At 37.4% G+C, this 25,336-nt stretch carries 19 protein-coding genes, 14 tRNA genes and 2 pseudogenes; 31 read left to right on the plus strand and 4 right to left on the minus strand.

From position 1 onward, the window contains the following. Positions 1 to 73: 73 nt before the first annotated feature. From H3Z85_11690 to H3Z85_11820, 27 genes and pseudogenes are all read left to right on the plus strand, one after another. Positions 74 to 718 carry a hypothetical protein gene (locus H3Z85_11690; GenBank protein QPQ53879.1) on the plus strand — a complete coding sequence of 215 codons (645 nt, stop codon included), beginning with the start codon at positions 74 to 76 and terminating at the stop codon, positions 716 to 718. After that, complete coding sequence (locus tag H3Z85_11695) at positions 718 to 1,851, plus strand: AAA family ATPase (GenBank protein ID QPQ50216.1); 1,134 nt, start codon at positions 718 to 720, stop codon at positions 1,849 to 1,851. Before H3Z85_11690 ends, H3Z85_11695 begins: the two co-directional genes overlap by 1 nt. Next, positions 1,824 to 2,567 (plus strand): hypothetical protein, encoded by a 744-nt coding sequence (locus H3Z85_11700; protein QPQ50217.1) that lies wholly within the window; start codon positions 1,824 to 1,826, stop codon positions 2,565 to 2,567. Before H3Z85_11695 ends, H3Z85_11700 begins: the two co-directional genes overlap by 28 nt. Continuing rightward, positions 2,558 to 3,070, plus strand: a complete 513-nt coding sequence (locus tag H3Z85_11705) for a hypothetical protein (protein QPQ50218.1) — start codon at positions 2,558 to 2,560, stop codon at positions 3,068 to 3,070. The genes H3Z85_11700 and H3Z85_11705 overlap by 10 nt, the downstream gene beginning before the upstream one ends. Beyond that, positions 3,024 to 4,937 carry a hypothetical protein gene (locus tag H3Z85_11710; protein QPQ50219.1) on the plus strand — a complete coding sequence of 638 codons (1,914 nt, stop codon included), beginning with the start codon at positions 3,024 to 3,026 and terminating at the stop codon, positions 4,935 to 4,937. Before H3Z85_11705 ends, H3Z85_11710 begins: the two co-directional genes overlap by 47 nt. Beyond that, entirely contained in the window at positions 4,927 to 6,624 is a 1,698-nt protein-coding gene (locus H3Z85_11715) for an APC family permease (protein ID QPQ50220.1), read from the plus strand. The genes H3Z85_11710 and H3Z85_11715 overlap by 11 nt, the downstream gene beginning before the upstream one ends. Next, complete coding sequence (locus H3Z85_11720) at positions 6,617 to 7,636, plus strand: hypothetical protein (protein ID QPQ53880.1); 1,020 nt, start codon at positions 6,617 to 6,619, stop codon at positions 7,634 to 7,636. The genes H3Z85_11715 and H3Z85_11720 overlap by 8 nt, the downstream gene beginning before the upstream one ends. Before the next feature lie 302 nt (positions 7,637 to 7,938). Then, positions 7,939 to 8,067: a penicillin-binding protein gene (locus tag H3Z85_11725; protein ID QPQ50221.1), complete on the plus strand. Its 129-nt coding sequence runs from the start codon at positions 7,939 to 7,941 to the stop codon at positions 8,065 to 8,067. Between the two features lie 568 nt (positions 8,068 to 8,635). Further along, positions 8,636 to 8,708 (plus strand) — tRNA-His (locus H3Z85_11730). A gap of 9 nt (positions 8,709 to 8,717) precedes the next feature. Further along, positions 8,718 to 8,791: transfer RNA gene (locus H3Z85_11735), tRNA-Ile, on the plus strand. A gap of 5 nt (positions 8,792 to 8,796) precedes the next feature. Beyond that, a tRNA-Lys gene (locus H3Z85_11740) sits at positions 8,797 to 8,873 on the plus strand. Positions 8,874 to 8,876: 3 nt separating this feature from the next. Next, positions 8,877 to 8,950, plus strand: a tRNA-Arg gene (locus tag H3Z85_11745). An 8-nt stretch (positions 8,951 to 8,958) separates the two neighbouring features. Further along, positions 8,959 to 9,030: transfer RNA gene (locus tag H3Z85_11750), tRNA-Asp, on the plus strand. A gap of 68 nt (positions 9,031 to 9,098) precedes the next feature. Further along, positions 9,099 to 9,170: transfer RNA gene (locus tag H3Z85_11755), tRNA-Pro, on the plus strand. Positions 9,171 to 9,253: 83 nt separating this feature from the next. Further along, positions 9,254 to 9,327 (plus strand) — tRNA-Met (locus H3Z85_11760). Positions 9,328 to 9,332: 5 nt separating this feature from the next. Next, positions 9,333 to 9,404 (plus strand) — tRNA-Asn (locus tag H3Z85_11765). Positions 9,405 to 9,704: 300 nt separating this feature from the next. Continuing rightward, a tRNA-Cys gene (locus H3Z85_11770) sits at positions 9,705 to 9,786 on the plus strand. A gap of 159 nt (positions 9,787 to 9,945) precedes the next feature. Then, a tRNA-Tyr gene (locus H3Z85_11775) sits at positions 9,946 to 10,029 on the plus strand. Positions 10,030 to 10,110: 81 nt separating this feature from the next. Next, positions 10,111 to 10,181: transfer RNA gene (locus H3Z85_11780), tRNA-Glu, on the plus strand. Between the two features lie 180 nt (positions 10,182 to 10,361). Further along, positions 10,362 to 10,437: transfer RNA gene (locus tag H3Z85_11785), tRNA-Leu, on the plus strand. 41 nt (positions 10,438 to 10,478) lie between these two features. Then, a tRNA-Phe gene (locus tag H3Z85_11790) sits at positions 10,479 to 10,551 on the plus strand. A gap of 146 nt (positions 10,552 to 10,697) precedes the next feature. After that, positions 10,698 to 10,768: transfer RNA gene (locus H3Z85_11795), tRNA-Trp, on the plus strand. Between the two features lie 109 nt (positions 10,769 to 10,877). Then, positions 10,878 to 11,364: pseudogene (locus H3Z85_11800) on the plus strand (hypothetical protein). Between the two features lie 142 nt (positions 11,365 to 11,506). Continuing rightward, a complete protein-coding gene (locus tag H3Z85_11805; protein ID QPQ53881.1) occupies positions 11,507 to 11,791 on the plus strand; it encodes a hypothetical protein in 285 nt (94 codons plus the stop codon). A gap of 3 nt (positions 11,792 to 11,794) precedes the next feature. Then, positions 11,795 to 12,808, plus strand: coding sequence for an RNA ligase, Rnl2 family (locus H3Z85_11810; GenBank protein QPQ50222.1), 1,014 nt, complete (start codon positions 11,795 to 11,797; stop codon positions 12,806 to 12,808). A 154-nt stretch (positions 12,809 to 12,962) separates the two neighbouring features. Then, positions 12,963 to 13,514: an exonuclease domain-containing protein gene (locus H3Z85_11815; protein ID QPQ50223.1), complete on the plus strand. Its 552-nt coding sequence runs from the start codon at positions 12,963 to 12,965 to the stop codon at positions 13,512 to 13,514. Positions 13,515 to 13,625: 111 nt separating this feature from the next. After that, the gene (locus H3Z85_11820) at positions 13,626 to 15,608 is read left to right on the plus strand and encodes an AAA family ATPase (protein QPQ50224.1); all 1,983 of its coding nucleotides are present in this window, start codon (positions 13,626 to 13,628) and stop codon (positions 15,606 to 15,608) included. Positions 15,609 to 15,638: 30 nt separating this feature from the next. Here the strand turns inward: H3Z85_11820 and H3Z85_11825 are convergent, their stop codons facing one another. Genes H3Z85_11825 through H3Z85_11835 form a run of 3 tightly spaced genes read right to left on the minus strand, consistent with a single transcriptional unit; the run spans position 15,639 to position 17,305 of the window. Next, complete coding sequence (locus tag H3Z85_11825) at positions 15,639 to 16,529, minus strand: alpha/beta hydrolase (protein ID QPQ50225.1); 891 nt, start codon at positions 16,527 to 16,529, stop codon at positions 15,639 to 15,641. Next, positions 16,526 to 16,870, minus strand: coding sequence for a GIY-YIG nuclease family protein (locus tag H3Z85_11830; GenBank protein QPQ50226.1), 345 nt, complete (start codon positions 16,868 to 16,870; stop codon positions 16,526 to 16,528). The genes H3Z85_11825 and H3Z85_11830 overlap by 4 nt, the downstream gene beginning before the upstream one ends. Positions 16,871 to 16,879: 9 nt before the next feature. Further along, positions 16,880 to 17,305 carry a MarR family transcriptional regulator gene (locus H3Z85_11835; GenBank protein ID QPQ50227.1) on the minus strand — a complete coding sequence of 142 codons (426 nt, stop codon included), beginning with the start codon at positions 17,303 to 17,305 and terminating at the stop codon, positions 16,880 to 16,882. Positions 17,306 to 18,064: 759 nt separating this feature from the next. On the opposite strand from H3Z85_11835, the gene H3Z85_11840 reads away from it, so the two are divergent. Together H3Z85_11840 and H3Z85_11845 are read left to right on the plus strand one after the other, a co-directional pair. Continuing rightward, positions 18,065 to 20,761 (plus strand): hypothetical protein, encoded by a 2,697-nt coding sequence (locus tag H3Z85_11840; GenBank protein ID QPQ50228.1) that lies wholly within the window; start codon positions 18,065 to 18,067, stop codon positions 20,759 to 20,761. A gap of 3 nt (positions 20,762 to 20,764) precedes the next feature. Beyond that, entirely contained in the window at positions 20,765 to 22,114 is a 1,350-nt protein-coding gene (locus tag H3Z85_11845) for an SWIM zinc finger family protein (GenBank protein ID QPQ50229.1), read from the plus strand. A gap of 68 nt (positions 22,115 to 22,182) precedes the next feature. On the opposite strand, the pseudogene H3Z85_11850 reads toward H3Z85_11845, so the two are convergent. Next, positions 22,183 to 22,628, minus strand: a pseudogene (locus tag H3Z85_11850) (VOC family protein). Positions 22,629 to 22,901: 273 nt separating this feature from the next. Between H3Z85_11850 and H3Z85_11855 the strand changes: the two are divergent. Together H3Z85_11855 and H3Z85_11860 are read left to right on the plus strand one after the other, a co-directional pair. Next, the gene (locus tag H3Z85_11855; GenBank protein QPQ50230.1) at positions 22,902 to 24,419 is read left to right on the plus strand and encodes a TROVE domain-containing protein; all 1,518 of its coding nucleotides are present in this window, start codon (positions 22,902 to 22,904) and stop codon (positions 24,417 to 24,419) included. A gap of 319 nt (positions 24,420 to 24,738) precedes the next feature. Continuing rightward, entirely contained in the window at positions 24,739 to 25,263 is a 525-nt protein-coding gene (locus H3Z85_11860) for a hypothetical protein (GenBank protein ID QPQ50231.1), read from the plus strand. The last annotated feature ends 73 nt before the right edge of the window (positions 25,264 to 25,336 follow it).

A 25,336-nucleotide genomic window follows, 5' to 3' on the forward strand; every position in this document is an offset into this window, starting at 1 on the left:
GTTACGGTATTTAACACCAATACTTTGATTAAAAATTTTATTCTAAACGAAATAATTTTATTTTTGTTAGATGATGGATACCAGATCACCATTCCTAGACACAATCTTTTTGCTCAGACAAAACGAATGCATCACACTTTTTTCCAGCTTGCAGGAGATTTCCATGAAAGAGGAAGAAGGTGCAGAAGTATATTTTGAAACAGAATTTGAAAAAGAAAGATTGGAGTTTTTATCTGATCAGGTTGCGTATGATAAAAAAACAGCGGTTTGGGCAGCAAAAGTACTGTACCATAGTGCTCAGTTGTATATGATCAGAGAGAATACTGATAAAGATCTTAGCAGGCTTATTCCAGGATTTAAAGGAAGCAGAGATGTTTCTGCTATACTTTCGGCTGATTTATCACTGCGATTTTTACCGGAGATAATAACCGCATTATATTCTGCAGATCCGGAAGATATACTGATCAAAATGCTGGAAGATATTCTAAGCGTTTTCCATTATTCCGGAATTGGTTATGATTGCGACCTTAAAAATATAAATTGGGAAAAAGAATTGGAAAACAAAACCTACCGAAAATTATATCTGGAAAGAATTGTAGAAAAGAAAGATTATAAACTGGCAGAAATTCCGTTGATCAATAAATTGCTGATGGCAGAATTCGGGATGCATAAAGAGGCATTCTGGAGAGAACTAAAAATAATAACCCAAGAAAATTAATGATACAGAATATCAATAAACTCAATACGGCTCTCAACTATGTAAAAGATACATTTGTTGGTAAAAATGATGTGGTAGACCTGTTGGGGATCTGTCTGCTGGCCAGAGAAAATGCTTTTTTGTACGGTCCCCCAGGTACGGCAAAATCTGCTATTGTAAGAACATTGTCAAAAACCGTTCAGGACGGTAAAAATTTTGAATATCTGTTAACACGTTTCACGGAACCTAATGAAATTTTCGGTCCTTTTGATATCCGGAGATTAAAAGAGGGTGAGCTTCTCACCAACACTGAAGGAATGATGCCGGAAGCTTCAATGGTTTTTCTGGATGAGATTTTCAATGCCAATTCAGCTATCCTGAACTCTCTTCTGACGGCTTTGAACGAAAAGATTTTCAAAAGAGGAAAAGAATCCAAACACCTGCCCGCTCTGATGTTTGTGGGAGCCAGTAACGTACTACCCGAAGATGAAGCTTTGAATGCCTTGTTTGACCGTTTTCTGATACGTATCAATGTTGATTATGTAAATCCGGAATTATTACAGCAAGTACTTTTAGCAGGAAGAAAACTCGAAAATGAAGAAGAAACAGAAGTTCCGGGAATTCATGCCGATGAAATCAGAGAACTCCAGAAACTCTGCAGAACAGTGGATCTTAAACCCATTTATGAAGTGTATCTCAATACCATTATGAGCCTTAGAAATACGGGAATAAGTATTTCAGACCGTAGAGCAGTGAAACTCCAGAATCTTATTGCAGCAAGTGCTTTAATCTGTGGAAGAAATGAAGCCGTCCTGTCTGACCTTTGGGTATTGAAGCATATTTGGGATACAGAAGAACAAATCGAAATTCTTGAAGGCATCATCAACAGGACCATTGAAAAAGATGATCATCCCCGTTCACATCCTCAGGCCATGCAGAATAAAACCCCCAATCCTGAAGACGTGATGAAAGACGTGAAAATTCTTGTTGATAAATGGAATGAAGGAACCTTGAGTTTCGAAGAACAGAATGTGATCAAAGATAAATTAAGATATCTGCAGACCCGTTGTGACTGGATCAGAAATCCCGAACAGAAACAATATATCCAGCAGGAAATTGAAAGCTTATGGCAGAAAATTCTTCAGACCATATAAAAGAATTCTGGGCGGAATTACCCCGTGCAGGAGAAGATTTTCTGGGCTCTGTCAGAGACTGGAAGAATATCCATATTGCAACAGATGATCAAACCATATGGCTTAAAGGATTCACCGATGAACAGGCTTTATCTGCGGAAATTCATCAGCTGCCGGATTTTTTGCTGTATGAACTTCGCGAAGGACTTCTGTTTAAAAAAGAGGCATTGGTCCCCAGTAAAAAAATGAGAACCGGACTTCTCTGGACCCCTATTGATAAAGCTTTACGGCTAAGATTTCCCGCTTCCAATCAAAATTATTTCGGAATTGATGAAAAGATAACAATTAATATAAAAGAATTAAGTGAAGAACAGCCAGCCGTCGCATTATTAACAAAAATATCAGATATTAAAGAAATTATAGCAGGAGTTCCAAAATTTAAACTTGAAAAAATAAAATGGACTTTGATAGGAGAATATGCGCTTTTCATAGGAAACCCTATTGTAAGCCTTCCCGGAAAAGCCTTTTGGGAAAAAGACGGACATTTACTACCAGCAGGTTTTGATTTTGAGTTTAAAAATATGAGCATATTTCTGCAACAAAAATATAATAAAGATTCAGACGGATGGCTTTTGTGGGATGAAAACGGAAATTTCCTTTCCATCGGGAACTCTGATTTCCAACCACTGTCAGTAAGTTCTTTCCGTCTTACCATAAAATCAAAAGAATGGAATTAAAGGCCTATTTCCAGTCCTACGAAAATTATTTCTGGGAATGGAAAACCGATGAAGATGTTCCCGGTGATTCCGGATATCACAACAACAACCTTCTCTCAGTACCGGGAGTAGGGGCCATTGCGTACAGGCCTTACGTAATGGAAATTTTAAAAGAACTTCAGCCACAAGGTTGGCCGCCATTCGGGGCATTGCTAATGGTTTTGTATGCCATGCAGGACGGATACATCGATTTTGAGAAACCTTTGAGAAAGACCGTAAACTTTTACAGCGTAGGTGATGTTGATTTCAAAGCAGAAAAGCAGATTGAATTTCTTAAAAAGGTACAATCTCTTCCCAAAATTTACAAACAAAAGCAAAATAAAATTGTTCTTCTCCAAACCTTATTCAAAAATGGGCATAATAGAACATCATCAGTAGTTGCAGCCTTCAATCTACAAATTTATAGTAAGAGACCTCATGAAATTGAGACCTGCGCTGAAAAAAAAACATGCAAGGCCTTCTGATTTAAATAGAGATTTAAGCGCTTTAGACCTGAATACGAAATTTCCTGACGTTCAATCGATCATTGATGCCATGAAAGATCTCATTGGAGAGCCGGAACTGGATGATGAGGTGATACAGGAAGAAGCCACAGCCAATACAGATAAAGACTTTATCAGAGAGCTTACCGAAGATCCTAAAACCTTTCAGGTCGGAAGCCTGATCAAAAGAATATGGAGCGGATTAAAAATTCCGATGCGCCATCTTTCCCCGGGAGAACAACCTGTCGGAGGAATATCCGATATGACCAACAAAGGAGATTTTCACAGGATGCTCCTTTCAGAATTTGCGAACGATGAGGAAGTATTTATGAATCGTGTAGCCAATAACGAAGTCTTGTACATCCAAAGGGAAATACCGCCGGAAGAAAATATTTTTGAAAGAATTATTTTAATCGATACCTCTCTAAGAAACTGGGGCACCCCAAAAGTACTGGCGTTCGCCTCCGCTCTCGCTGTCATTAAACACCCTAAAGCCCACTCAGAATGTAAAGTTTTTGCTCTCGGACAATCAGGAATTCCGATTTCTTTGGATAAAGTGGAGGATGTGATTGAAAACCTTAATCAGGTAAGCTCTGTTCTGCAAGTGTCGGAAGCACTGGGGAAATTCTTTACCGAACAGCATACCGAAAAAGATATTGAGGTGTTTTTCATTACCCATCAGGAAAATATGGCTGATGAAAAAGTTCAGAAAATTATCCATGAAAACAGAGACAGACTTAAATTTCTGGTAACAACTACCGCTGATGGAGAAATTAATTTTTATAAACATCATCTGGGAACAAGGAAGCATATTCAGAAAATAAAACTTCCTCTTCAGGAGCTATGGGCCAATCCGCCACAACAAAAACAAAAGAACGATCACAGAAATGGAAAGAAAACCGATCTGCCACAAAATTATCCTATTTTGTTTCCCGCACCCGTTAATACAATAGCCCGGTTCTTATATGAAGGAGAGTTTTATATCCTCAGTTCTAAAAAACAGTTACTGAAAACATACCTTTCAGATAACTATTACGATAGACATTCCTATGATTACTATAAAACCTTCCATGGTTGTGAAGTTTTATTTGAAAATATATCTGTAAAACCAAGGGGACAGTTTGCTATGGCAAAAAATAAGCAACAGCATTTTATTTTATGCCAGTACCAATATGATAAAAAGTTAGTTTCCAAGCTGAATCTGAATACAAGGGAATATTCGGAACAGAATCTTACGGGATTACATATTCCTGAATCTTATCATTTAATTTATTTCGGTAAAAGCTTTTACCTGCATGAACCTTCAAATGATACTGTTTACAGAATAAATATAGACGGAAAAATCTCAGTAGAAGTCATTTCCACTAAAGATAGAGAAATAGAAAAAAACAATATCAAGGCACAGGCAGAAGTGGCCAAACTGAACAGAAGCGGACTGAAAATCATTAGTAATTTTAATGGAATCGGGATCACTAATTCCGGAGATCTTGTTGTTTCCGGAAATAAACTGTACAGTGCCTCTGAAAATACATTGGATTTTTCCAAAAACAGAGGTGAAATTACAATTTTTGCAGAACAGAATAAAAATAAATTTACCTTCCCTGACGGAAGTGAAATCATTACAGATTCCCGTGGAATGCTGACTTTCAGAAGCAGCAATAAAGGAATTGAAGAATTTTTTATTCCTTCCACCCTTAATGGGTATCTGGCACTTGCGACGTATACCGAATTTGGAGGCTCCGAATATTATCTTCCGGAACAAGCCCTGTTGAAGGTAAAAACAATGGATGAAATGTGTCAACGGTTTTTGAAAGCATTTATAGAGCAGATTTTGGATTATGGAGCTTAGAATACACCCTTTTCCGAAAAATAATTATCCTAAAAAAGGCCTTTTAATTAAAGGGGCTTCACCGCTGATATGGCTTCAGGAAATGGAAATCCTCGGTATTGACCTTAGCGGTGTACAGGCATATGCTATTCCGGATAACGAACCCCATATTCTCTATGGATGTTTTCTCGTTTTTAAAGATCATGCTCCTCAGGAAATTGGCAGGAATGCCTATTTTCAATGGGTGGATGACAGGCTTTTTATTCCGGAAAATAGTACATTTTATCCTAAAATTACTCCTGAAGACTGGCAACAGCTGGATGCCCCTTTTATTATCATGCATCCCGGATTTGGACTGGTAAAACTGTCCGAACCTATAGATTGGATAGCATTAATTCAGGATCCGGGAAAAATCAGTGAGCCCGTCAGAAGGCCGCTGAACGGAGTAAAAATCCCTCAGAAAATAGAAAGTTATACGGTTGAAATGGATGATGAAAAAGTCCTTGAAACATTAGAACCGCGACAAACTGAGGAAGAATGGATGAATAACCTGCCATTTGATCTTAAAAAAGTAATGGCCGGAAACAAAAAAGAAATAGAAAAGTATTTAAAATATATTGAAAAATATCCGGAAAGGGCTATAGAATTGGGAGTTCCTCTGGATGTCATGGGAACGTCTCGTGGAAATGGCTTTGCAAAATTTACCTGGCTGGAAGGTTTATTCGGAACTAACCAGGAAGGTAAACCGGAGACTGCCGGGACCAAAAAATTTCGTAAAATTTTCTGGGCAGTCATTGCCATAGCTATTGTTTTAAGAATTGTATTGCCATCAGATAACAATACATCAGAAGGAGAGACAACGGGAAAATCGTCGGGAACTGTTTTCACAGATGCTGTAAAGGCCCCGTCAGATATGATTGCCTTCCAGTCCGGAACCTCTGAAATCGATCAGAAAATAGATTCTATGTACTTCCTCAAAAGAAGAGGTCTTTCCAATGAACTTCTTACAGCTGGTATGATGGAAGCCAAAAATGAGAAGGAGAAAAAAGAATATAAAAAATCAGGAGGCAGGGAAGTAAGTGAAATAGGACACGATATTGAAAAACTGGGAAACAGAGAACAAAAAAGCAGGGATTCACTTAAAATTATTTACACCAAAAGAATTAAAAAGCATATTGAAGAAAAAACAGAAAATTTAAAACGTAAAATATCAGATTCCCTGAAACAATATACCAAAGGAAAACCTGTAAATGGGGATGTCGTCAAATACCTTTTGAAGAAAAGACAGGCACTCATCGAAGACTCTCTGGGAAGGTTATACGGAACTGTTGACCTGGCTGATCCTTCACGGTATTACGGGAAAAACTCAAAAATCACAGGAATTGATACAGGAGGAAGTATAAAGAAGGAAGACACTCCGGTGTCGGATGTTTTATATCTGGTGATAGCGATGATTGGTGCAGTGGGGTTATATTCTTTCATTGTCAAAGGCAAATTTTTTAATCTCGGTGGAGATCATGTACCGGGATGGATCAAATTTTTCCTGATTGCGGTCCTGGTGGCAATGCTGGTGTATCTTTTTTATCCGTTGGTGAAAATGTTCGGTTATAATTGGTTTGTTTGGCTGCTTGTAATCTGCGTGATGCTGCTTCTGTACCGTCTTTTCAGGGAGGATAAAACAATTTTAAACTCAGAAGATGATGAATAGACAGAAGTTTATCGACAAATTTATGGCTGCTTTTGTCCTGCTGGCCATGTTTAAAATCATCGGAATTGTCGCTCAGCTGTTTCATGAGAGCTTCTGGAGTGTTGTAGGAACATTATTCCTTTTTCTTATCGTAGCCTTTATTATTTTTATGGTGATTGCTGCTTTGAAAGATAAAGAACAGAATGAACGAAATTCCCGGAAAAGAAGTGGTGGCGGTGGTAACTTTTATCTCGAAAACTCATTGTTTGATAAGATCAGAAGTAAATATGAAGAACTGGCACAAAAATACATTGCCGAGAAGGATTACAAAAAGGCGGCAAAAGTTTATATGAACCTGCTTCAGGATAATTATCGGGGCGCAAAAACATTGGAAGATGGTGGCTTTTATAATGAAGCTGCAGCGGTCTATCTTAAAAAATTAAAAAATAAATCTGATGCCGCAGCATGTTATGAAAAGGCCAAACAATATAAAAAAGCCATTGACCTTTATAAAGAAATGGAGCAAAAGGAGAAAGTGGGAGACCTCTATAAAGAAATGAGTGATCTGAAAAATGCCCATGCCTATTATCAAATGGTGGCAGATGAGTATATCACCAATCATCAAATGGTAAAAGCTTCTTTGATATACCGGAAAAAAATGGAAAATACCGAAGAGGCACAAAAAGTCTTATTGAAAGGTTGGGAAGAGAATAAAGACTCCTTCAATTGTTTGAATAATTATTTTGCCAATATATCTGATACCCGAAAACTTGAAACAGAAATCCGTAACCTTTACGATAAAACTCCTTTTTACAAAAAAATCATTTATCTGGATGCCATGAAGCATGAGTTTAAAAAAGATCCCAAGCTGCAAGCCGTCACCCGAAATATAGCCTACGAAATTATTGCAGAAAAAGTAGAAAGCCGCTCTGAAATTGTCAATGAGTTAAAACACTTCAATCCCGATGATGAGGTGATTTTAAAAGATATCTCCAGATATAAAACCGGAAGAAATAAGATGTTTAGAAATTGATAAAAGATAAAAGATACAAGATACAAGATACAAGATATTGTCTTTTAAATTTCAATATTATTCCACTACATCAATAGGATTGGGCTTTTAACCGAACTATTCAAAAATAACCACATCTATTGACTTTAGCTAAAACTAACCATTTCAAAAAATCAATCTTCAGCATTTTCGGAAAAAGTCAGCATTAGAAGTCCATAGGAGATAAACTTCAGAAAGTGCCATTCTAAAGCCATTTTTCATGCCTCCTTGCTGTAAACATCATAAAATAATAGCAAAAAACAGTATCTTTGCCACAGAAAATTATGACAATACAAAGAGCACATATCAATGCAGAACTATGCAAAAGTCCTTTAAATAAAGGATTATTCGCGTATGATGAGATGATATGGAATGAGGTGAAATGTGCTGACTTTGGAAATTATTTACTGTAAATTCGTAAAAAATTAATCAAAATATTGCAGAAACGCCTCGATTTTTCGAGGCGTTTTTTGTTTTTTAGGTCAGAAATTATTTAGAATGAAAAAAAATAACCATAAACATGAAAATTTTTTAATTAACAATGAAACTTTAATACGATAAAATAGAGTGATAAGCAACCCGATGAGAGACAGTCATTTAGGTAATTAAGAGATCTGCAAAATATTGCGGACACATATTTCTTATGCTTTATTTTTTATGTAAATAACTGTTTTTCAATTACTTAAGTTAAAAATTTATTTGGTGGTTTCAAAAATTCATATTTACTTTGCAACCGAAAATTGAAAGCAACAGGTTTTCAGGATTCAACAAAAAATAATTTAAAAACAAACAAAAAATAAAATGAAACAATTACACAACATATTCAATCAATATTCAAGACTATTCGGACAGGAGCCGGTAATGAGTCTGTGTATTCTTGATCTTGAAATTGTGGATAAAAGGTGCTTATATACGTGGGTCAGCTAATGATCTTTTACGTAAAAATATATAAAGCGCCTCCCGAAAGAGGCGCTTTTTTATGGTTTCTTTAGCTTATCTGGTAAAGCGCCGGTCTGTGGAACCGGAGAACAGGGTTCGATCCCCGGAGAAACCCAAAATATAAAATCCCATGGCTCAATTGGTTAGGGCATCGACCTGATACGTCGAAGGTTGAAGGTTCGAATCCTTCTGGGATTACAAAAAATCTCATAGCTCAAATGGTTAGAGCACCGGTCTTTTAAACCGGGGGTTGAAAGTTCAAATCTTTCTGGGATTACCAAACGGTTCCGTAGCTCAACCGGATAGAGCATGGGTTTTCTAAACCCAGGGTTAGAGGTTTGAATCCTTTCGGAATCACAAAAATTGGTCTATTGAGGTAATGGCTAACCTGCCCGACTGTCTCTTGGGCACTGCGAGTTCGATTCTCGCATAGACCGCAAAGATTCATACACCATAAAGTTCCGGCTGTCTCCCGGAAAAGAAAGGTAAACGTGAATCTGTAAAACTGGAAAGATAACGGTGGTTGTTTACCCGTCTTGGACGCGGGAGGTCGCAAGTTCAAATCTTGCTTTCCAGACAATTGGTTCCATTAGCATAGGGGTAAGTGCATTCGGCTTTCTACCGGAAGACAAAGTTCCGATCCCCTTATGGAATACAAAAGGTTTCGTAGCTCAAGTGGCTAGAGTATCGGTTTCATAAGCCGGAGGTTGAAGGTTCGAGCCCTTCCGAAACTACAAATGATTTTGTAGCTCAATGGTAGAGCACCGGTCTGTTAAACCGGAAGTTGAAAGTTCGAATCTTTCCAGAATCGCAGATAACTCAATGTTAATTGTTTCAGGAGAAAAATGAAAGTTTGTCGGGAGCAGAAGATCTTTACGCCAAATACAAAAAATATAGACAAGCTTTTGTTTCTCCGATGATTATCAAATTAAAATGTAAAAACAGAGAGTAATAAAATGATAATCTCTTTTACAGAATATCCTTATTGAAAAAGAAAAGCCTGTCAAGCGCAGAAGGTCTTTAATCAAAATACAGACGGGCCTTTCTTTTTAAAAAACTAAAAACAAATAGTGAAAGACGCGCATTACCCGTCAATCATTATGGGTTAAATGATGGTTCGCCGAAGTGGAAGAGTCGGGGCGGTCTGCAAAACCGTTGTGTAAACTGAGTGGGTTTGAATCCCATAGCCATCTCAAATTCCTAAAATGAGATCAGTTCAGGAGAAAAAATAAAGCTTGTCGGGCATAGAAGTTCTTATATCAAACAAAAAAATTAAGACAAGCTTTATTGACTCCAATGAGAAAGAATAGCAAAAACGATGTACTGTTCATTGTTGATTACTCATGTAAAAAGGAAGTACGCCGAAGTTGGAGAGTCGGGGCAGACTGTAAATCTGTTGCTTCATAGCTGAGTAGGTTCGAATCCTACTACTTCTACTATACCACCGATAATGTAATGGCAGCATGCAGGAAATGTACTCTTGTTGTTTGGGTTCGATTCCCGGTCGGTTGGTTTTTGCTCTATTCGTCAACGGTAAGGACGCCTGCCTTTCGAGCAGAAAACAAGGGTTCGATTCCCTTATAGAGTACTGGATGTGAATGAACCGGTCAATCTTGAATTGATAATAATACCATGAAAGTTCAGATGTTGAAAAAAAATTGGCCGGTTACCATTCAAAAAATAAAGAAAAGAGAAAAGGGCTGCCCGGGAGCAGAAGATCTTTAATCAATAAAAATAAGGACAGCCTTTCTTTTTTATTATAAAAACTGCGGGAATGGTGGAATGGTAGACACTCTTGATTTAGGATCAGGCCGTTGGGGGTTCGAGTCCCTCTTCCCGTACCAGAATATACAGGATAAGTAGTGAGTAATCACTCATATAAAAAGGAAGAGTGGTGTAGAAGGTCTGCACGTTAGTCTGAAAAACTAAAGGTACAGGTTCAATTCCTGTCTGTTCCACAATAAGTAATAGACCATGAAAACATTATCAAAATGGATTTTAATCGTATTCATTGCTCATCAAATTGATTCATAGTGTAATAGGCAGCACACAAGATTTTGATTCTTGGAGTTTAGGTTCGAGCCCTGATGAATCAACACAGTTTACTCCGATAGTGTAACGGCAGTATCTCAGTCTCCAAAACTGACAGTACTGGTTCGAATCCGGTTCGGAGTTCAAAAAGTAAATTGTCAATAGTGAATTTTGCTTTGCAAATGGCTGTAAAAATTGACGATTTACAAATTCACAAATTAATTTAAAACAAAATTTAAAACATGTAGAAAAAATGGAAACGCAACAACAAACATGGCAGAATATGAATGGAAAAATTTTCCGGAATTCTATCACGCAGCTGGTAGAAGAAGCCATCATTCGCGAACAGGCAAACGGACATCGTCTGAAAGTATGTGTGGGATCAGACTCTCATGTATACGGAGACGCTTATCAGCTATGCTACGGCAGTAGTATTTATTCGTGAAGGAAAAGGAGCGTTTACCTTTATCAGAAAAGAAAGAGAAATACAGACGATCAGTATCAAGGAGCGAATGCTGAACGAGGTCAACAAATCTGTTGAAATCGCCTACGCAATCTGTTCTGTATTGGACACTTATGGAGTGGAAATGGAGGTACACGCAGACATTAATACCGATCCGGATTTTAAATCCAATGTGGCTTTGAAAGATGCTATGGGATATATTCTGGGAATGGGATACGTGTTTAGAGCAAAACCTTTTGCCTTTGCAAGTTCCAATTGTGCTGATATGATGGTATAAATTACCGGAAGGGGAAGAAGGAAGTTTCTAACAACCTTATCCATCTTCCGGACTTACAAAACCGTAAAAAATGACAAAAAGATTATTATTTCTGGATGATATAAGATATCCTGTTGAGGCGTATAAGTATACCAGACAGGATATTTTCCTCAGAAAAGACTGGCATATTGTTCGCAATTACGGGCAGTTCGTCCACTGGATTTTGGAAAAAGGAATTCCGGAAATGATTTCTTTTGACCACGACCTTGCTGATCTGCAACACGATTCTCAAGAATCCGTTGAAAAAACAGGCTACGATTGTGCCAAATGGTTGATAGAATATTGCTTGGATCATTCTTTGAATATCCCCAAATTCTATTGCCATTCCATGAACCCTGTAGGAAAGGAAAATATTGAAAGCCTTTTAAAAAACTTTAAAAAAAACTAAAAAATGATTTTTAAAACATATAACTCTATAGAAAATGCTTACCAAACCCGCGTCATTGAGCAAATCAGACTGCAGGGTTTTGGGGATGAGGTTTTCATCGTGCAGGAGAAAGTTCACGGGGCTAATTTCTCTTTCTTTACCGACGGAAAGGAGATTAAAATCGCGAAGAGAACTGCATTCATCGGTAATGATGAAAAATTTTTCAATGCCCATCAGATATTGGAACGTTACAGAAAAAATGTATTGGAAGTATTCCATGCTGTGAAAAAGCTTTATCGGGATGTTCAAACAATAGTCATTTATGGAGAATTGTTTGGTGGCGGCTACAAACATAAAGATGTAGAGGCGGTAAAAGATGCGGTAAGAGTGCAAAAAGGTATTGAATATGCACCTTATAACGAATTTTATGCCTTCGATATTAAGTTAAACGGGGTTACTTACCTGGATACAGATATTATCAATATTATTTTTGAAAAAACAGGATTTTTCTATGCTAAAACCTTGTTTCAGGGTACATTGGAAGAAGCGTTGAAGTTCCCGAATGTTTTTAACTCTAAAATCCCGGCATGGCTAGGGCTCCCGGAATTGAACAATATGTGTGAAGGAACCATTGTAAAAACTTTGAAAACCAGATATTTTGGCAACGGTGCAAGAGTCATTCTGAAAAATAAGAATGAAAAATGGATCGAGAAATCTAAAATGGTGAAAAAACAAGCAAAAATTGCTCAGAAACCAATTCATTTCAGCGAACAGGCTCAGAATATCTGGGAAGAAATCCAGCAATATGTGACAGCCAACAGATTGAATAATGTGCTCAGCAAGACCGGTGAATTTGAGCCTAAAATGATAGGAAAAGTAATCGGTCTTTTTGCTCAGGATGTTCTGGAAGATTTTGAAAAAGATTTTCCGGCAGCTTTTGCAACCATTGAAAAGGAAGAGCAGAAAAGAATCAACAAAAAGTTGAATTCTATAGTTATTGATTGTGTAAAAGAAGAGCTGATGACTCTCAAAATATAGTTTCGGTATTGGTTACCGAAACTTTTTATGTAACAGGACCAGGATATTAAACTAATAAGTAACAAATTAAATGGAAAAATAATGAAGCATTTGACTCTTGAAAGTTATTTCATTCTATATTTTGATTTCCATTGAAACAAAAATTTTAAACAAAGTGAAAACAACAGAAAATATATTAATTGTAGACCTTGAGGCCACATGTTGGGAAAACCGACCACCAAGAGGTCAGGAAAGTGAGATCATTGAAATCGGAGTATGTATGATGAATGCCAGAACCGGTAAGATCTCCAAAAATGAAGGAATTCTGATCAGACCTCAGCATTCAAAGGTAAGTCCGTTTTGTACTGAGCTTACCACATTGACCCAGAATATGCTGGATAGCGAAGGAATGATGCTGGATGATGCATTTGACATCCTCAGGGCAGAATACGATTCAGAAGAACTGACATGGGCCAGCTACGGAAACTACGACCTGAATATGCTCCAGAACCAGGCCAGAAGGTTCTATACGGATTATCCGATGAGTGATGACCACATCAATGTGAAAACACTATTCGGGGAAATTCATCCTACCATAAGGAAAAGTGTCGGTATGAACAGGGCTTTGGGCGAGCTCGGAATGACATTGGAAGGCACTCACCACAGAGGAGTGGATGATGCGAAAAACATCGCCAAAATTCTTCATTGGTGCCTGAAAAATTACTAAAAAGATGGAGCATCTTTAATATTCCTCAATACACTGACTCTCTTGAAAAAGGGAGTCTTTTTTATAGTAATCTTGAGATTTTCTTTTTTATCAATTAACTTTGATGAAAATTTGTATCCATTGGAAGCACTTGTTGAATTGCTTGAACATACCGCCAGAAGTGTTTTTTTAACAGGGAAAGCAGGAACAGGAAAAACTACTTTTCTTAATGATTTTGTAAAAAAAACCCGCAAAAAACACATTATCGTTGCGCCGACAGGAATAGCAGCTATCAATGCGGGTGGGGTAACCATTCATTCATTATTCGGACTTCCGTTACGAACTTTTGTACCCACTACAGAACCAGTGGATCCTAATTTGGCTATGAATATTAACGAGCTTTTTCCTCATTTTAAATACCGGAAAGATAAACTCGATCTGTTCCGCGAAATTGAATTGATCATTATTGATGAAGTTTCGATGCTTAGAGCCGACCTGCTGGATATGATGGATCATTCACTAAGACGGGTCAGAAGAAATCAACTGCCATTTGGAGGTGCTCAATTGCTGTTAATAGGTGATTTGTACCAGTTGCCTCCTGTGGTAAGAGAGGATTCAGAAAGGATCTTATCAAAATTTTATCCAACACCCTTTTTCTTTTCTGCCAAAGCACTGCAGAGACTTCCGTTGATAAGCGTAGAGTTGATGAAAGTATATCGCCAGCAGGATAAAGAATTTCTTGAAATTCTCAATGCCGTAAGACATGCAGATTTTCGTAATCTTGATTTTGAAGAGCTAAATTCGCGATATCAGCCAGACTTTGAGCCTGAAAATGAAATCTATATTCATCTTTGCTCCCATAACCGTATGGCAGACCATATCAATCAGAAAAAACTGAGAGAATTATCCGGAACTTCTCATTTTTATCAGGCTGCAGTAACAGGAGAATTCAAAGAAACCCAATATCCGAATGACGAAATCCTGGAACTCAAAGAAGGAAGTCAAATTATGTTTATCCGAAATGATTCATCACCCGAAAAGAAATTTTATAACGGACGGCTTGCCACCATTTCGCATGTGGAAGAAGACCTGATCAAGGCTGTTTTTGAAGAAACCGCAACAGAAATAACCGTAACCAAAGAAGTCTGGGAACAAAAAAGATATAGCCTCGACGCAGAAAAGAATATAAAAACCGAAGTCATCGGAAGTTTTGAACAGTACCCGATACGACTGGCATGGGCGGTGACCATTCATAAAAGCCAGGGATTAACTTTTGACCGCGTCATTATTGATGCAGGAAGATCGTTTGCGAGTGGACAGGTCTATGTCGCACTCAGCCGTTGCCGTACTTTGAAGGGAATTGTTCTGAAATCTAAAATCACCCCCGAAGCCGTATTTTGTGATCAAAGGATTGAACATTTTCAAGAGTCTACGAATGCCAATGATATTTTGGAACAGCTGGTCAAACAGGATAAATATGATTATAGCCTGCATAAAATTCAGATGACGGCAGATGCGGGCTGGCTCAAGGAAGCTGTCATACATTGGAAAGGTTTTGCTGTGTCTTCAGAAATACCGGATCAGAAAAAATTAAAAGAACTTCTTCAGAACTTTGAAAAAGAAGCCGGAAAGCTGGAGGACATTTTCCGAAAGTTTAAGAAAATTATTCAGCAGATGTCAGAGAGTTTCGCGGTGGGAGAAAGGAAGTGGTCTGAAATTGAGGATAAATGCAAAGGTGCTGTCGATTTTTTTTACAACAATACCATGGAAAATTTCTTCCTCCCTTTAAAGGACTTTTATTCTGAAACTTCAGGTGCCAGAGAATTAAAAGCTTTTAATGCAGAAACCAGAACATTATTGTATGATCTTGCAGACTATATTGACAGATTAAAAGATTGCGATCTGCTGGGAGTTCCTCTTTTTGATAAAGAAAACGAAGTAGATACCTCTGTAGTGATTGTAAAAAAGCCCACTCATCTGATCACATTTCAATTATTTGATGAAGGAATGCCTCCTTATGAAATTGCAGAAAAGAGAAAGATTACCGTGGCAACTGTTTACAGGCATCTTGCGAAAATGGGGCTTACTGAAGTGGAAAAGACTTTTAAGATGTAACTCATTTTCTCAAAAGTCTTTTTCATAACCTTATTCACTGATCAGGTTGCTAATGCGCTCAACAATTAATGCGTAAAGTCCAGAGGGAATAGAATGCCCCATTCCTTCAATAAGAAGCCATTCAGAGTTCGGAATAGAATCTGCGATATCCTTTCCGCAATCCGGATGAAAGATCTTATCATCTGTTCCATGGATGATTAAAGCAGGAATTGTTATTTCCTTAAGAATGTCACGATTATATGGATACGATCCCATGGCCAGAAGCTGTCTGATGATTCCGTTTTTGGTTTGAGAACGCAAAAGTTCTGCTTCGATCATATTTCTTTCGTGATTTGCATCAAGAGGATATAAGCTGCCTGAAATTTTTTCAGCAAAATTTATTCTTTCCTTGATATAGGTTTCTTTCTGCGTGTTGGGATCAGTACCCGGTTTCATCATCATTCCCATAATTTCGGGATCAGGTTCAGGCAGTAAAGGATTCAAAGAAGTTGACATGATGCAGGTGAGTGACAGCATTCTTTCAGGATAATAAACTCCTAATAACTGAGCAATAATTCCTCCCATTGAACGTCCCGCAATATGGACTTTTTTAATATGTAAATGGTCAAGTAGTTCAATCACATCCTTTGCCATATCCATCAATGGATAAGGTATATCGTCTTCGCCCGGTGTCGAAAACATTTTCTCAATATTTTTGTCTGTGGCGATGGGAGATTGAGCTGTGAAAACTGATTGTCCCGAATCCCTGTTATCAAAACGGATCACTCTGAAACCGTTGCTTACCAACATTTCGCAAAAGGGATTTTCCCAACGGATCATCTGACTTCCCAATCCGGAGATCAGCACAATAGTATTCTGTTCTTCTTCTCCAAAGATTTCATAGCAGAGATCAACATCTTTTATTCTGATGACTGCGGTCATGGTCTGTATAATTCAGTTGTTGCTTCAGAAATAAATACTTTTTCAGCTTTTGAGATCTCCTGACGGTAATTGACGTATGGATTGGCCTGTTCAGGAATAACAATAACAAACTCAAAGGTAAATGCCTCACTTCCCAGTTCCTTCCAGTCTTTTTGCAATGAAGTATCAGCAAATAGTCCTCCGTCCAGAAGGAATTTCATTTTATTAACCAAGGCTTCAAGATGTACCGAACCCTGAATATATTGCTTACCGTTTTTTGCATTAGTAACGGAAAGCACACCCATCGTAGTTTTGTGGTTTTTTGCTTTTTCTCTTAGCTCTCTTTTTATCGTATTCTTCATAATAATAGGTTATTGGATATTCGCTCCCAGGTCAGATAACAGCTCTGCAAAAGCTTTTAAAGATTTATTTTTTTTAGGACTGAGAATATCTTTCGTTATCGTTTCTGCTGTAGTTTTTGCTTCTTCAAATATAGCTTTGCCTGTAGGTGTTATAATGACATAACTTACCCGTGCATCTCTTTCATTTATTTCCCTGGAGACAAGGCCGATTTTTTCAAGTGGATTGAGTAAACGGGTAATTCCTGAAGCAGTCAAACCTATTTTTTCCGCCAGATCAATTCTCCGTATTTTACTTTTGGCAGAAGTACTTAATATATAAAGAATTACAAAATCATTAAAACCTAATCCATGTACACTGAGAGAATCAAATTTTCTTGAAATGACAGATTGTAATTTATTAATGTTGATTAAAAGTAATAATTCGTTGCTTATCATTGAAAAGTATTTGAGTTGTCAAGTATTTGTATGTTGCAAATATATGCATTTTAATGAATTAAGATTTATTTTTTTAATCTTTTTTAAAGACGGTTGGTATTTTTGTCCTTTTTAAGTGAGAAGTTCATTAACACACTGGAAAGTGTGCTATTTTAACAAATGAAATACTGTTTTGTGGTAGGTCCTTTTTGAAAATGCTCTTCAGACTAGTGTTAAAAGCATAAATTTTTGTTAAAAAATTCACTTTTTAGGGATAACTTATGTCCTGTAGATCAAATTTTGCTATTTTAGCTAAGAAGAACAAATTGATGCTTATCGGAGAATATTTAATCTTCCATGCCTTAGTGAATTAGTGAAGTGATCCCTTTGTAAGAGGAATTGATATCTAAAAGTTCTGATAGGGGAACAGAAACGATAATTCAGTCTACCGGTTTGTTTAATAAAGAGAAGCATTCTCTGGTATACCTTTTGAAGTGCCGGTAAATAGGGAGGTTTCATAGATTTTGAAGTACATGCCGTGGAGAAACTGTCAGTGAAACGGCCGGTTTTGAATAGATCATCTGATTTGATCAATCCCAATGCCTGTTTCGGTATTCTACTTTCAGCTGTTAAGAATCTGTGTTTAATCTCAAAAAGCTGTTAGAATTGTATAATGAACTAATAATCCTTAATCAGTCTGAAGCAGATGAAAAATTACTGACCAGCTGATGAACGGAAGAGAAAATAACCTGAAAAAAACTATTTATCAAATTAAAACAAATGAAAGAAAGACTTTATGAAATCCTTAATGAGGAAAAAATACATGAGATAGTCCCTTTTCTTCAAGAACTAACAGAGGACGAAAGAAAAACACTGATCCCCACGATAAAAAAAATGGATCGTGAGATCAGCAAGATCGTAATGACCAAGAATTCTTATCATACTGCAGGATCTGCCAACCAGCATTCAATTATCGATATTGCATCATTTTTATGTATGGATCAGAAAAACTTTGGTAAAAATTATTGGAGTGTTTTCCGGAATATACAACAGACGGAAGAAATACTGAAATGGGGATGTCCCAGCTGGTTCTCCGATTTTATCAATGAATCCATCGATGCTGAATTTACAGCATTTAATTACCAACATATTTTAAGATGGTCAGAGAAAGGCTATATACAGCCAAATCCTGAATTGCTGGGTCATCATCTGAGCAATTATCCTACTGATCTTGATCAGCATCCCGAGACTCTTACAACGCATTTCTGGTATCTGTGTGAATTTCCTTCAAAATCATTACCTTTCCGTAAAGAATGGTTTCCCATCGTTCAAAAGCTTATAGCAGAACAAAAAATTGACCGAAAAAGATTTTTAAGAGAATGCCTGTTGGCTGCCAACAGAAATTTTAATAAAAATGTGACCGGTTGGTTTATGGATGCATTTACTGCCCTGAAACCTACAGATCAGGAATTGGTTGATCTGCAGGATGAGCTTCTGGCAGGGCTGGCATCCGTACAATCAAAAGCCAGCAATACCATACTGACTCATTTGAAAAAAATAGTGGCCGCTCCTGCCTTTAAAAGTGATGAATTTTCACATTACCTTCCCAACCTTTTAAGTTCAGAAGTGAAAACAGTAGTGGTTTCAAGTTTAACGTTAACGGAAAAGATTTTCCAGCATAAGAGGCTGGACCCCGAAATGCTGGGCATTGCTCTGAGCACTGCATTTGTAAGCAAAGATGACGGTATACAGTCAAAAGCAGCAAAAATCATAGTGAAATATATTCCGGTATCGGAAAATATAAAAGAGGCACTCTCACATTATGCAGATAATATTCTCACCAATGTACGCCCTGTTTTAGCAAAATATATAGAAGAAAAACAACTGGAACTGGAAGCTATATCTTCGGAAAAACTATTTTTGATTAACGAAGAAAATAAGCTCAGAGAACTTTCAAGCTTCGAGGATTTGATGTTTTTCCTTCCACTGGCCATCGACGATCCCTACAGCTATCATTGTGATGTGGCATTGGCAGGATTTATCCGTTTTTCAGGTGAGGTTGATACAGAATCTGTGAAGTTGATCGAGCCGGTATTCCTGAAAGCCTGTAAGACGATTTCCAAATGGGAAGTCCCTTATCTGAATGTTTTATTGTGCAACCTGATTATTAATTACGGACTAGGTTTATTGGAAAAGTATCCCGTGCAGCTTAAAAATCTTGAAAAAATATATCAGAAAACGAAGGAAGATGAGGCTGCAAGAGAAAGCTATTCGAATTATAATAAAAAATTGGGACCTGTAGAAAAAGTGGGTGTAGAGGGTTATGCTGCAAAAGCTTTTAAAGAATTTGCAATATGCATCCATCAGAAGATAAAATTGCAGGATACGATGCCGTTGTTGTTTACCATTACACACGCTCCCTGCTGGATTTCTCCCGTTGCGTTAGTAGAAAGGATTATAATTTATCAGGATAATAACAGGGAACCCGATCATCTTGACTTCCAGCTGGCATTACAACGTTGCGCATTGGATGATACAGCGGAGGCCTTAAAGATGGTTGAGGAAAAACTGCAAGGTGAATATAAAGAACTCTTGCTTTTCTTCTTTGGCAAAAATGATAAGCCAAAAGGAAAATTTGAGCATCCTTCCTGGTGGATGACTGCCGGATTTACACGATCGCCACAAACTGTTTTTGAAGAATTCAGTCATTTCGGATATAGTAATATTCCTTCAGAATTCTTTACTGGAGCTTACCAGTGGAAAACAATTGATAACAAAAAAAATACATATTACCCTGTCGAATTAAGTATTACCATTCCAAAATATCATCTTGAAAAAAGGAAAAATCCTTTGTTTATGGAATATTTTGTTGCAGATCAGAAAGAACTTTCCGAAATCCCTGCTTTGATGTGGTGCTTTCCTAATACTCCGGGAAATGCTTTGGCTAAAGTCATCAAACATTGTCTTTTCTATTCCGGAATTGCCGAAGTCTATGAAAGAAACCTGGTTTTAAATACAACCCAAGCCCTCTATCAAATCAAAAAACCTTTGGATGAAATGGGATACCTGTTTCTGGGAACAATCTTTCTTGACGGTGATAAAACAATCCGCGGAACAGCAGCCGAAATCTGGCTGGAACATGTTTCTCATCAGATGATAGATAATACACGCTTAGGTAAAGTAATCGGATTGCATGAAAAGCTGGAATGGGCACCTGTAAAAAGATTGACGGATCTTATGCAGAATCATATGCTGAATGTAAGTAAAAATCATAATATTGCGCTGGAAAAATTAATCACCTATATTGTGCTTCAAATGGAAAAGCCAGTGACCAATTTGAAAAAACTTCTGGAGGTGTATCATGAAGTATTAGCTTTGAACCAGTCGGAAGCTGATCTTGCAATTAAAGAAAAACTAAACAACTGGAAAGAAAACTCTAGTCTGAAAAAAATCTGCAATCTTCTTCTCAAAAAATAAATTATGGAAGATACGCTTATTTACAATTATTCCGGTTCATCATCAGTCGTAAAGAAAAATGCTCTGGAAGAACTGTTTCTTGCTCAATATAGTGAGGTACGGAAAAATACTGATGTTCCCTGTTTTTTCTGGGGAAATGTACATCAACCCTTTATCCTGGCAAGGTGTCTGATTAGCCTTTCCAATATTGTGAAGTCCAGTTTCAATCTTTCGTCATTTCAGATGGCTTTGCTGAAAGATCCTATTGTAACTGTAGGAAATGAGAAACTCCGTTTTGAAGGATTTTCCCATTGTGCAGGAGTATATGCAAGAGTGGATGTTTTGCCTGATGGGTTAGACGGGGAGTTTCTGGAAAACGGAACTACAAACGTAGATTTTAATCAAGTAATGATAACGGCTTTGGGAAGTATTCGCCCCAATGAAAAAATAATGCTGTCAGTTGGTGCTAAAGAAGTTGGACTCTATAAAGAAGAAAAAAAGGTAGTAGAAAGAAAAGTACCCTTGCCTGTAAAATGGATCAAAGGATTAGGAACTGTTCAGATATATTTATCAGAATCTGAAGAACGGTACACTTTTAATAAAATTCAGACACAACAGCTCTTCAGGGGGATGCCAAAAGGAATAGTAAAATCTGATTATTATCTTATCTTAAGAGGAAACAAACCGATGTTCTCGCCTGTGAAATCCGCAGATGCCATATGCATCGGAGGGCTTCATCGTCTCCGCCTGCTGGAACCTTTGCTTCCATATATTGATACCATACAGGTTTTTGCACATCCTAATATGCGCTCTACTACCTGGCAGCTACGTATGGGAAATATAAGGTTTATTTTTTCTTTATCAAGAGAATGCTGGCGTGGCTTTTCGGGTGAAGGGGCGCTTCTGGATAATCTGATAGAAGAGGTTTCAGATGAATGGATCGATGCTGTTGATAAATATGCCTATGCAAATCAATCTTTCAGTACGGCAATGTTGTTATTAGAGGAAAACATCAGTTTGACAAAGGTTGATAACCTTACCGGAAGACTTGCTGCAATGGGATTATTAGGGTATGACCTTGATGATCGTGAGTTTTTCTATCGCAGATTACCTTTTAAACTAAACCGTATTATAGAATTAAATCCTCGTATGAAAAATGCGGAAAAGCTGATCAATGAAGGGAAAGTAGATATTCTGAATAATACAGAAGAACGAACGGAAGCCAGGGTAGAAGGAACGGGGGTACACCACACTGTAATTATTGAAGAAGAAAAAGAACGCTGCACCTGTGAATGGTTTAGCAAGTATCAGGGAGAAAGAGGTCCCTGCAAACACGTTCTGGCTGTGAAAAAAGTAATAAATGTAGTACATTAGAAAGATTCCGGCAAGCCCAGAGGGCTTGCCGGAATCTTAGTATTATTGTCAGGACTTATCCCGAAAATTTATTGAAGATTCATCCAGTCTTTATAAGGTAATACCCCAAGTTCCGGTTTACCTTCTCCTTCCAATATTGAGATAAACTCGAGCTGGTTACCATCCGGATCATTAAAATAAATAGCCAGTGCAGGCATCCATGCAAACACCATGGGCTGTACAGATCCGTCTTTCAGAAAATTATAAGGTTGTAAAGATTTGTTTGTAAGAAAATCTACCGAATAATTCAGAATATCTTCCTTAGTACTTGTAAATGCGAAATGTCTGGTCTGAAGATTTTCCTTTTGTTCCCACAATCCGAGCATAAACTCTTTTTTTCACCAATCCATAAAAAAGCAATGGGTCTCGTTTCATCCCTATGAGCCAATGTTAATCCCAATACGTCCGTGTAAAACTGAATTGCGTTTTCCAAATTACTTACCTGAACATGTGTTTCATATAGTCCTTTAATCATAGCTTTAATTTATGGATACAAAACTAGAAAACATGAATCCAAAAGCCTGATAATACCGATTTCTTTCATGAAAATCAATCATAGAAGAATTTTATGAATTGATATCTGTTCGTACTATGCTAAGCCTTCTCCATATTCGAGAATAACAATACAGCTAAAAAAAAATCACATAAAAATTAATTACGCAAAAAGATTGCGCAATAACGTTTTTACTTTGCATCAGAAATCAGAGAGGAAGTGATCTTCCTAATGTTTAACAAAAAACAGTAACTCATGAAATTTAATTTTTTAAGAAAAGAGAATAAAGTAGTATTGAACTATGAAGGAGCCAAAGCATACACAATCACACCTGCAGAAGAATTGTATACTGCTGTTGTTACAACAGGACTGTCAGATACAGCCTATGAAAAAGGAAATGACAGATTGGAAAGAATCCGTTCTCTGATCAAAAAAAATGATCCTGAATTCGTAGCGAAGCTGGCCGTATATGCCAGAAAAGATATGTACCTGCGTTCCATTCCATTGGTTTTGACGACTGAATTGGCGAAACAGGTTTCAGGTACTGATCTGGTAAGCCGTACGGTAGACGGCGTTGTTCAAAGAGCAGACGAAATTACAGAATTACTGGCTTATTATCAGCTTGCCAACAAAAGAACAGAAACCAAAAAACTGAATAAATTATCCAAACAGATTCAGAAAGGTTTGATGAAGTCATTCAACAAATTTGATGAATACCAGTTTGCAAAATACAACAGGAAAGCTGAGGTAACCTTGAGAGATGCCCTGTTTTTGGTTCACCCGAAGGCTAAAGATGAAAGCCAGCAGATCATTTTCAACAAAATCGTGAATGATATGTTGGAAACACCTTATACGTGGGAAGTAGAGCTTTCAACACTGGGTCAGAAGAAATTTGTCACCGATACCGAAAGAAAATCTGCATTTAAAAATAAGTGGGAAGAATTAATTTTCAGTAATAAACTGGGCTATATGGCCACGTTGCGAAACCTGAGAAATATCCTTGAAGCAGGTGTTTCATCTGATGCCATGAACAAAGTATGCAGATATCTGTCTGATGAAAAGGCAGTATCCCATTCAAAACAGCTTCCTTTCCGTTTCCTGGCGGCATACAGAGAATTAAAAACGGTCGATTCTCCTTACGTATCCTCCATATTGGAAGCCTTGGAAGAGGCCGTTATCGTCAGTGCCGGAAACATCAGGGGCTTTGGTTTTGAAACCTCTGTTGTGATTGCAGCAGACGTATCTGGTTCTATGCAAAAACCGGTGTCCAAAAAAAGCAAAGTATTGCTGTACGATATCGGCTTGCTGATGTCGATGATGTTGCAATCACAATGTAAAAATGTGGTGACAGGTATATTCGGTGACCGTTGGCTACGTGTTCCGATGCCTAAAAGTGGGATCCTGAGAAATGTAGACGCTTTTTACAAACGTGAAGGTGAAGTGGGCTACTCTACAAACGGCTACCTGGTCCTTGAAGACCTGATCAAAAGAGAGGAAAAAGCAGATAAAATCATGTTGTTTACAGACACCCAGCTATGGGATAGTTCGGGAAACAGAAATTCTTTTGAAAATTTGTGGAACCGATACAAAGCCATTGCTCCTCATGCAAAATTATATATTTTTGACCTGGCAGGTTATGGAAGACAGCCGCTCGATATCACAAAAAATGATGTGTACCTTATTGCAGGTTGGTCAGATAAAATTTTCGAGGTGTTGAATGCCTTGGAAGACCGTAAATCTGCAGTGCAGATGATACAAAAAGTAGTGCTGTAAAAGGCACTGCTTTTATAAAACTGATAGCCATTATTTTTTTCAGGAGCTTATTCCCGCTTTCCACTCTATCTTTTTCGCCAAGGCTTTTTTACAAAGCCATTTCAGAAAAAGGATGCCGTTGCAATCGGGGCTAGAATAAAAACTTGTAAATTATAAAACTATATTGAGGTTTATTAATACCCTTGAAATCAAAACGAACAAAATAATAGGCATAATAACGGCCAATGTCGTAGCTAAGAGTTTCATCGTCAACTTTTAATTTGAACAGAATCAAAAAACTCTTATCCATTGTTACTTGGTTTTCTAATAAAAATAAATAATGTCAAACATATTTTACAAAATCGAACAGGATTTGAAAGAAGGGAGAAAGAAAAAAGCATGTGATCGGTTAAGGAATCTGATTAATCAGTCACCGGATGATATTTCCCTTAGAAAGAGTCTGGGAAATATTTACTATGAGGCAGGCTTTCTGGATGAAGCTGGGAAATTTTGGATCCTCTGCGAGCCTGAGAATGATACAATGAAAATGGCAGTAGAAGTATATAGAAAATCCTTGAGTAGTTCAGGGAACGCCATTTTAAAAGATATTGTTTTCAGAGGGGATAAAAACCTGCTTGATGATTACGCAAAAAATGTAATCTCCGGACTTGAAGAGAATAGTTTTAAACTAACAAAACAGATACCTGAATTCAAACGTAAAGCAATCGTAAAGGAAATCCCGACATCTGAAATTAACTTTTTTACAAAAGCAGGCATTTTTTTACTAATTGGACTCGTTATTTTACTGCCTGTTTTAGGGATTGTAAAAATATTTGAAATACTAAATTCATTTTTTTCGCATTAAAAAAACAGCTGCGTAAAAAGAATGCGTACTTCACTTCTAATTTTGCAGTGTCAATATATCGGTGCCGTAAGAA

This window comes from Chryseobacterium indologenes (assembly GCA_016025055.1).
Lineage (GTDB): Bacteria > Bacteroidota > Bacteroidia > Flavobacteriales > Weeksellaceae > Chryseobacterium > Chryseobacterium indologenes.

Excerpts from the sequence above, each read along its gene's own strand:
- H3Z85_11690 (QPQ53879.1), top strand. The coding sequence starts at position 74 with ATGGATACCAGATCACCATTCCTAGACACAATCTTTTTGCTCAGACAA.
- H3Z85_11695 (QPQ50216.1), top strand. The coding sequence starts at position 718 with ATGATACAGAATATCAATAAACTCAATACGGCTCTCAACTATGTAAAA.
- H3Z85_11700 (QPQ50217.1), top strand. The coding sequence starts at position 1,824 with ATGGCAGAAAATTCTTCAGACCATATAAAAGAATTCTGGGCGGAATTA.
- H3Z85_11705 (QPQ50218.1), top strand. The coding sequence starts at position 2,558 with ATGGAATTAAAGGCCTATTTCCAGTCCTACGAAAATTATTTCTGGGAA.
- H3Z85_11710 (QPQ50219.1), top strand. The coding sequence starts at position 3,024 with ATGAAATTGAGACCTGCGCTGAAAAAAAAACATGCAAGGCCTTCTGAT.
- H3Z85_11715 (QPQ50220.1), top strand. The coding sequence starts at position 4,927 with ATGGAGCTTAGAATACACCCTTTTCCGAAAAATAATTATCCTAAAAAA.
- H3Z85_11720 (QPQ53880.1), top strand. The coding sequence starts at position 6,617 with ATGAATAGACAGAAGTTTATCGACAAATTTATGGCTGCTTTTGTCCTG.
- H3Z85_11725 (QPQ50221.1), top strand. The coding sequence starts at position 7,939 with ATGACAATACAAAGAGCACATATCAATGCAGAACTATGCAAAAGTCCT.
- H3Z85_11810 (QPQ50222.1), top strand. The coding sequence starts at position 11,795 with ATGATTTTTAAAACATATAACTCTATAGAAAATGCTTACCAAACCCGC.
- H3Z85_11825 (QPQ50225.1), bottom strand. The coding sequence starts at position 16,529 with ATGACCGCAGTCATCAGAATAAAAGATGTTGATCTCTGCTATGAAATC.
- H3Z85_11830 (QPQ50226.1), bottom strand. The coding sequence starts at position 16,870 with ATGAAGAATACGATAAAAAGAGAGCTAAGAGAAAAAGCAAAAAACCAC.
- H3Z85_11835 (QPQ50227.1), bottom strand. The coding sequence starts at position 17,305 with ATGATAAGCAACGAATTATTACTTTTAATCAACATTAATAAATTACAA.
- H3Z85_11840 (QPQ50228.1), top strand. The coding sequence starts at position 18,065 with ATGAAAGAAAGACTTTATGAAATCCTTAATGAGGAAAAAATACATGAG.
- H3Z85_11845 (QPQ50229.1), top strand. The coding sequence starts at position 20,765 with ATGGAAGATACGCTTATTTACAATTATTCCGGTTCATCATCAGTCGTA.
- H3Z85_11855 (QPQ50230.1), top strand. The coding sequence starts at position 22,902 with ATGAAATTTAATTTTTTAAGAAAAGAGAATAAAGTAGTATTGAACTAT.
- H3Z85_11860 (QPQ50231.1), top strand. The coding sequence starts at position 24,739 with ATGTCAAACATATTTTACAAAATCGAACAGGATTTGAAAGAAGGGAGA.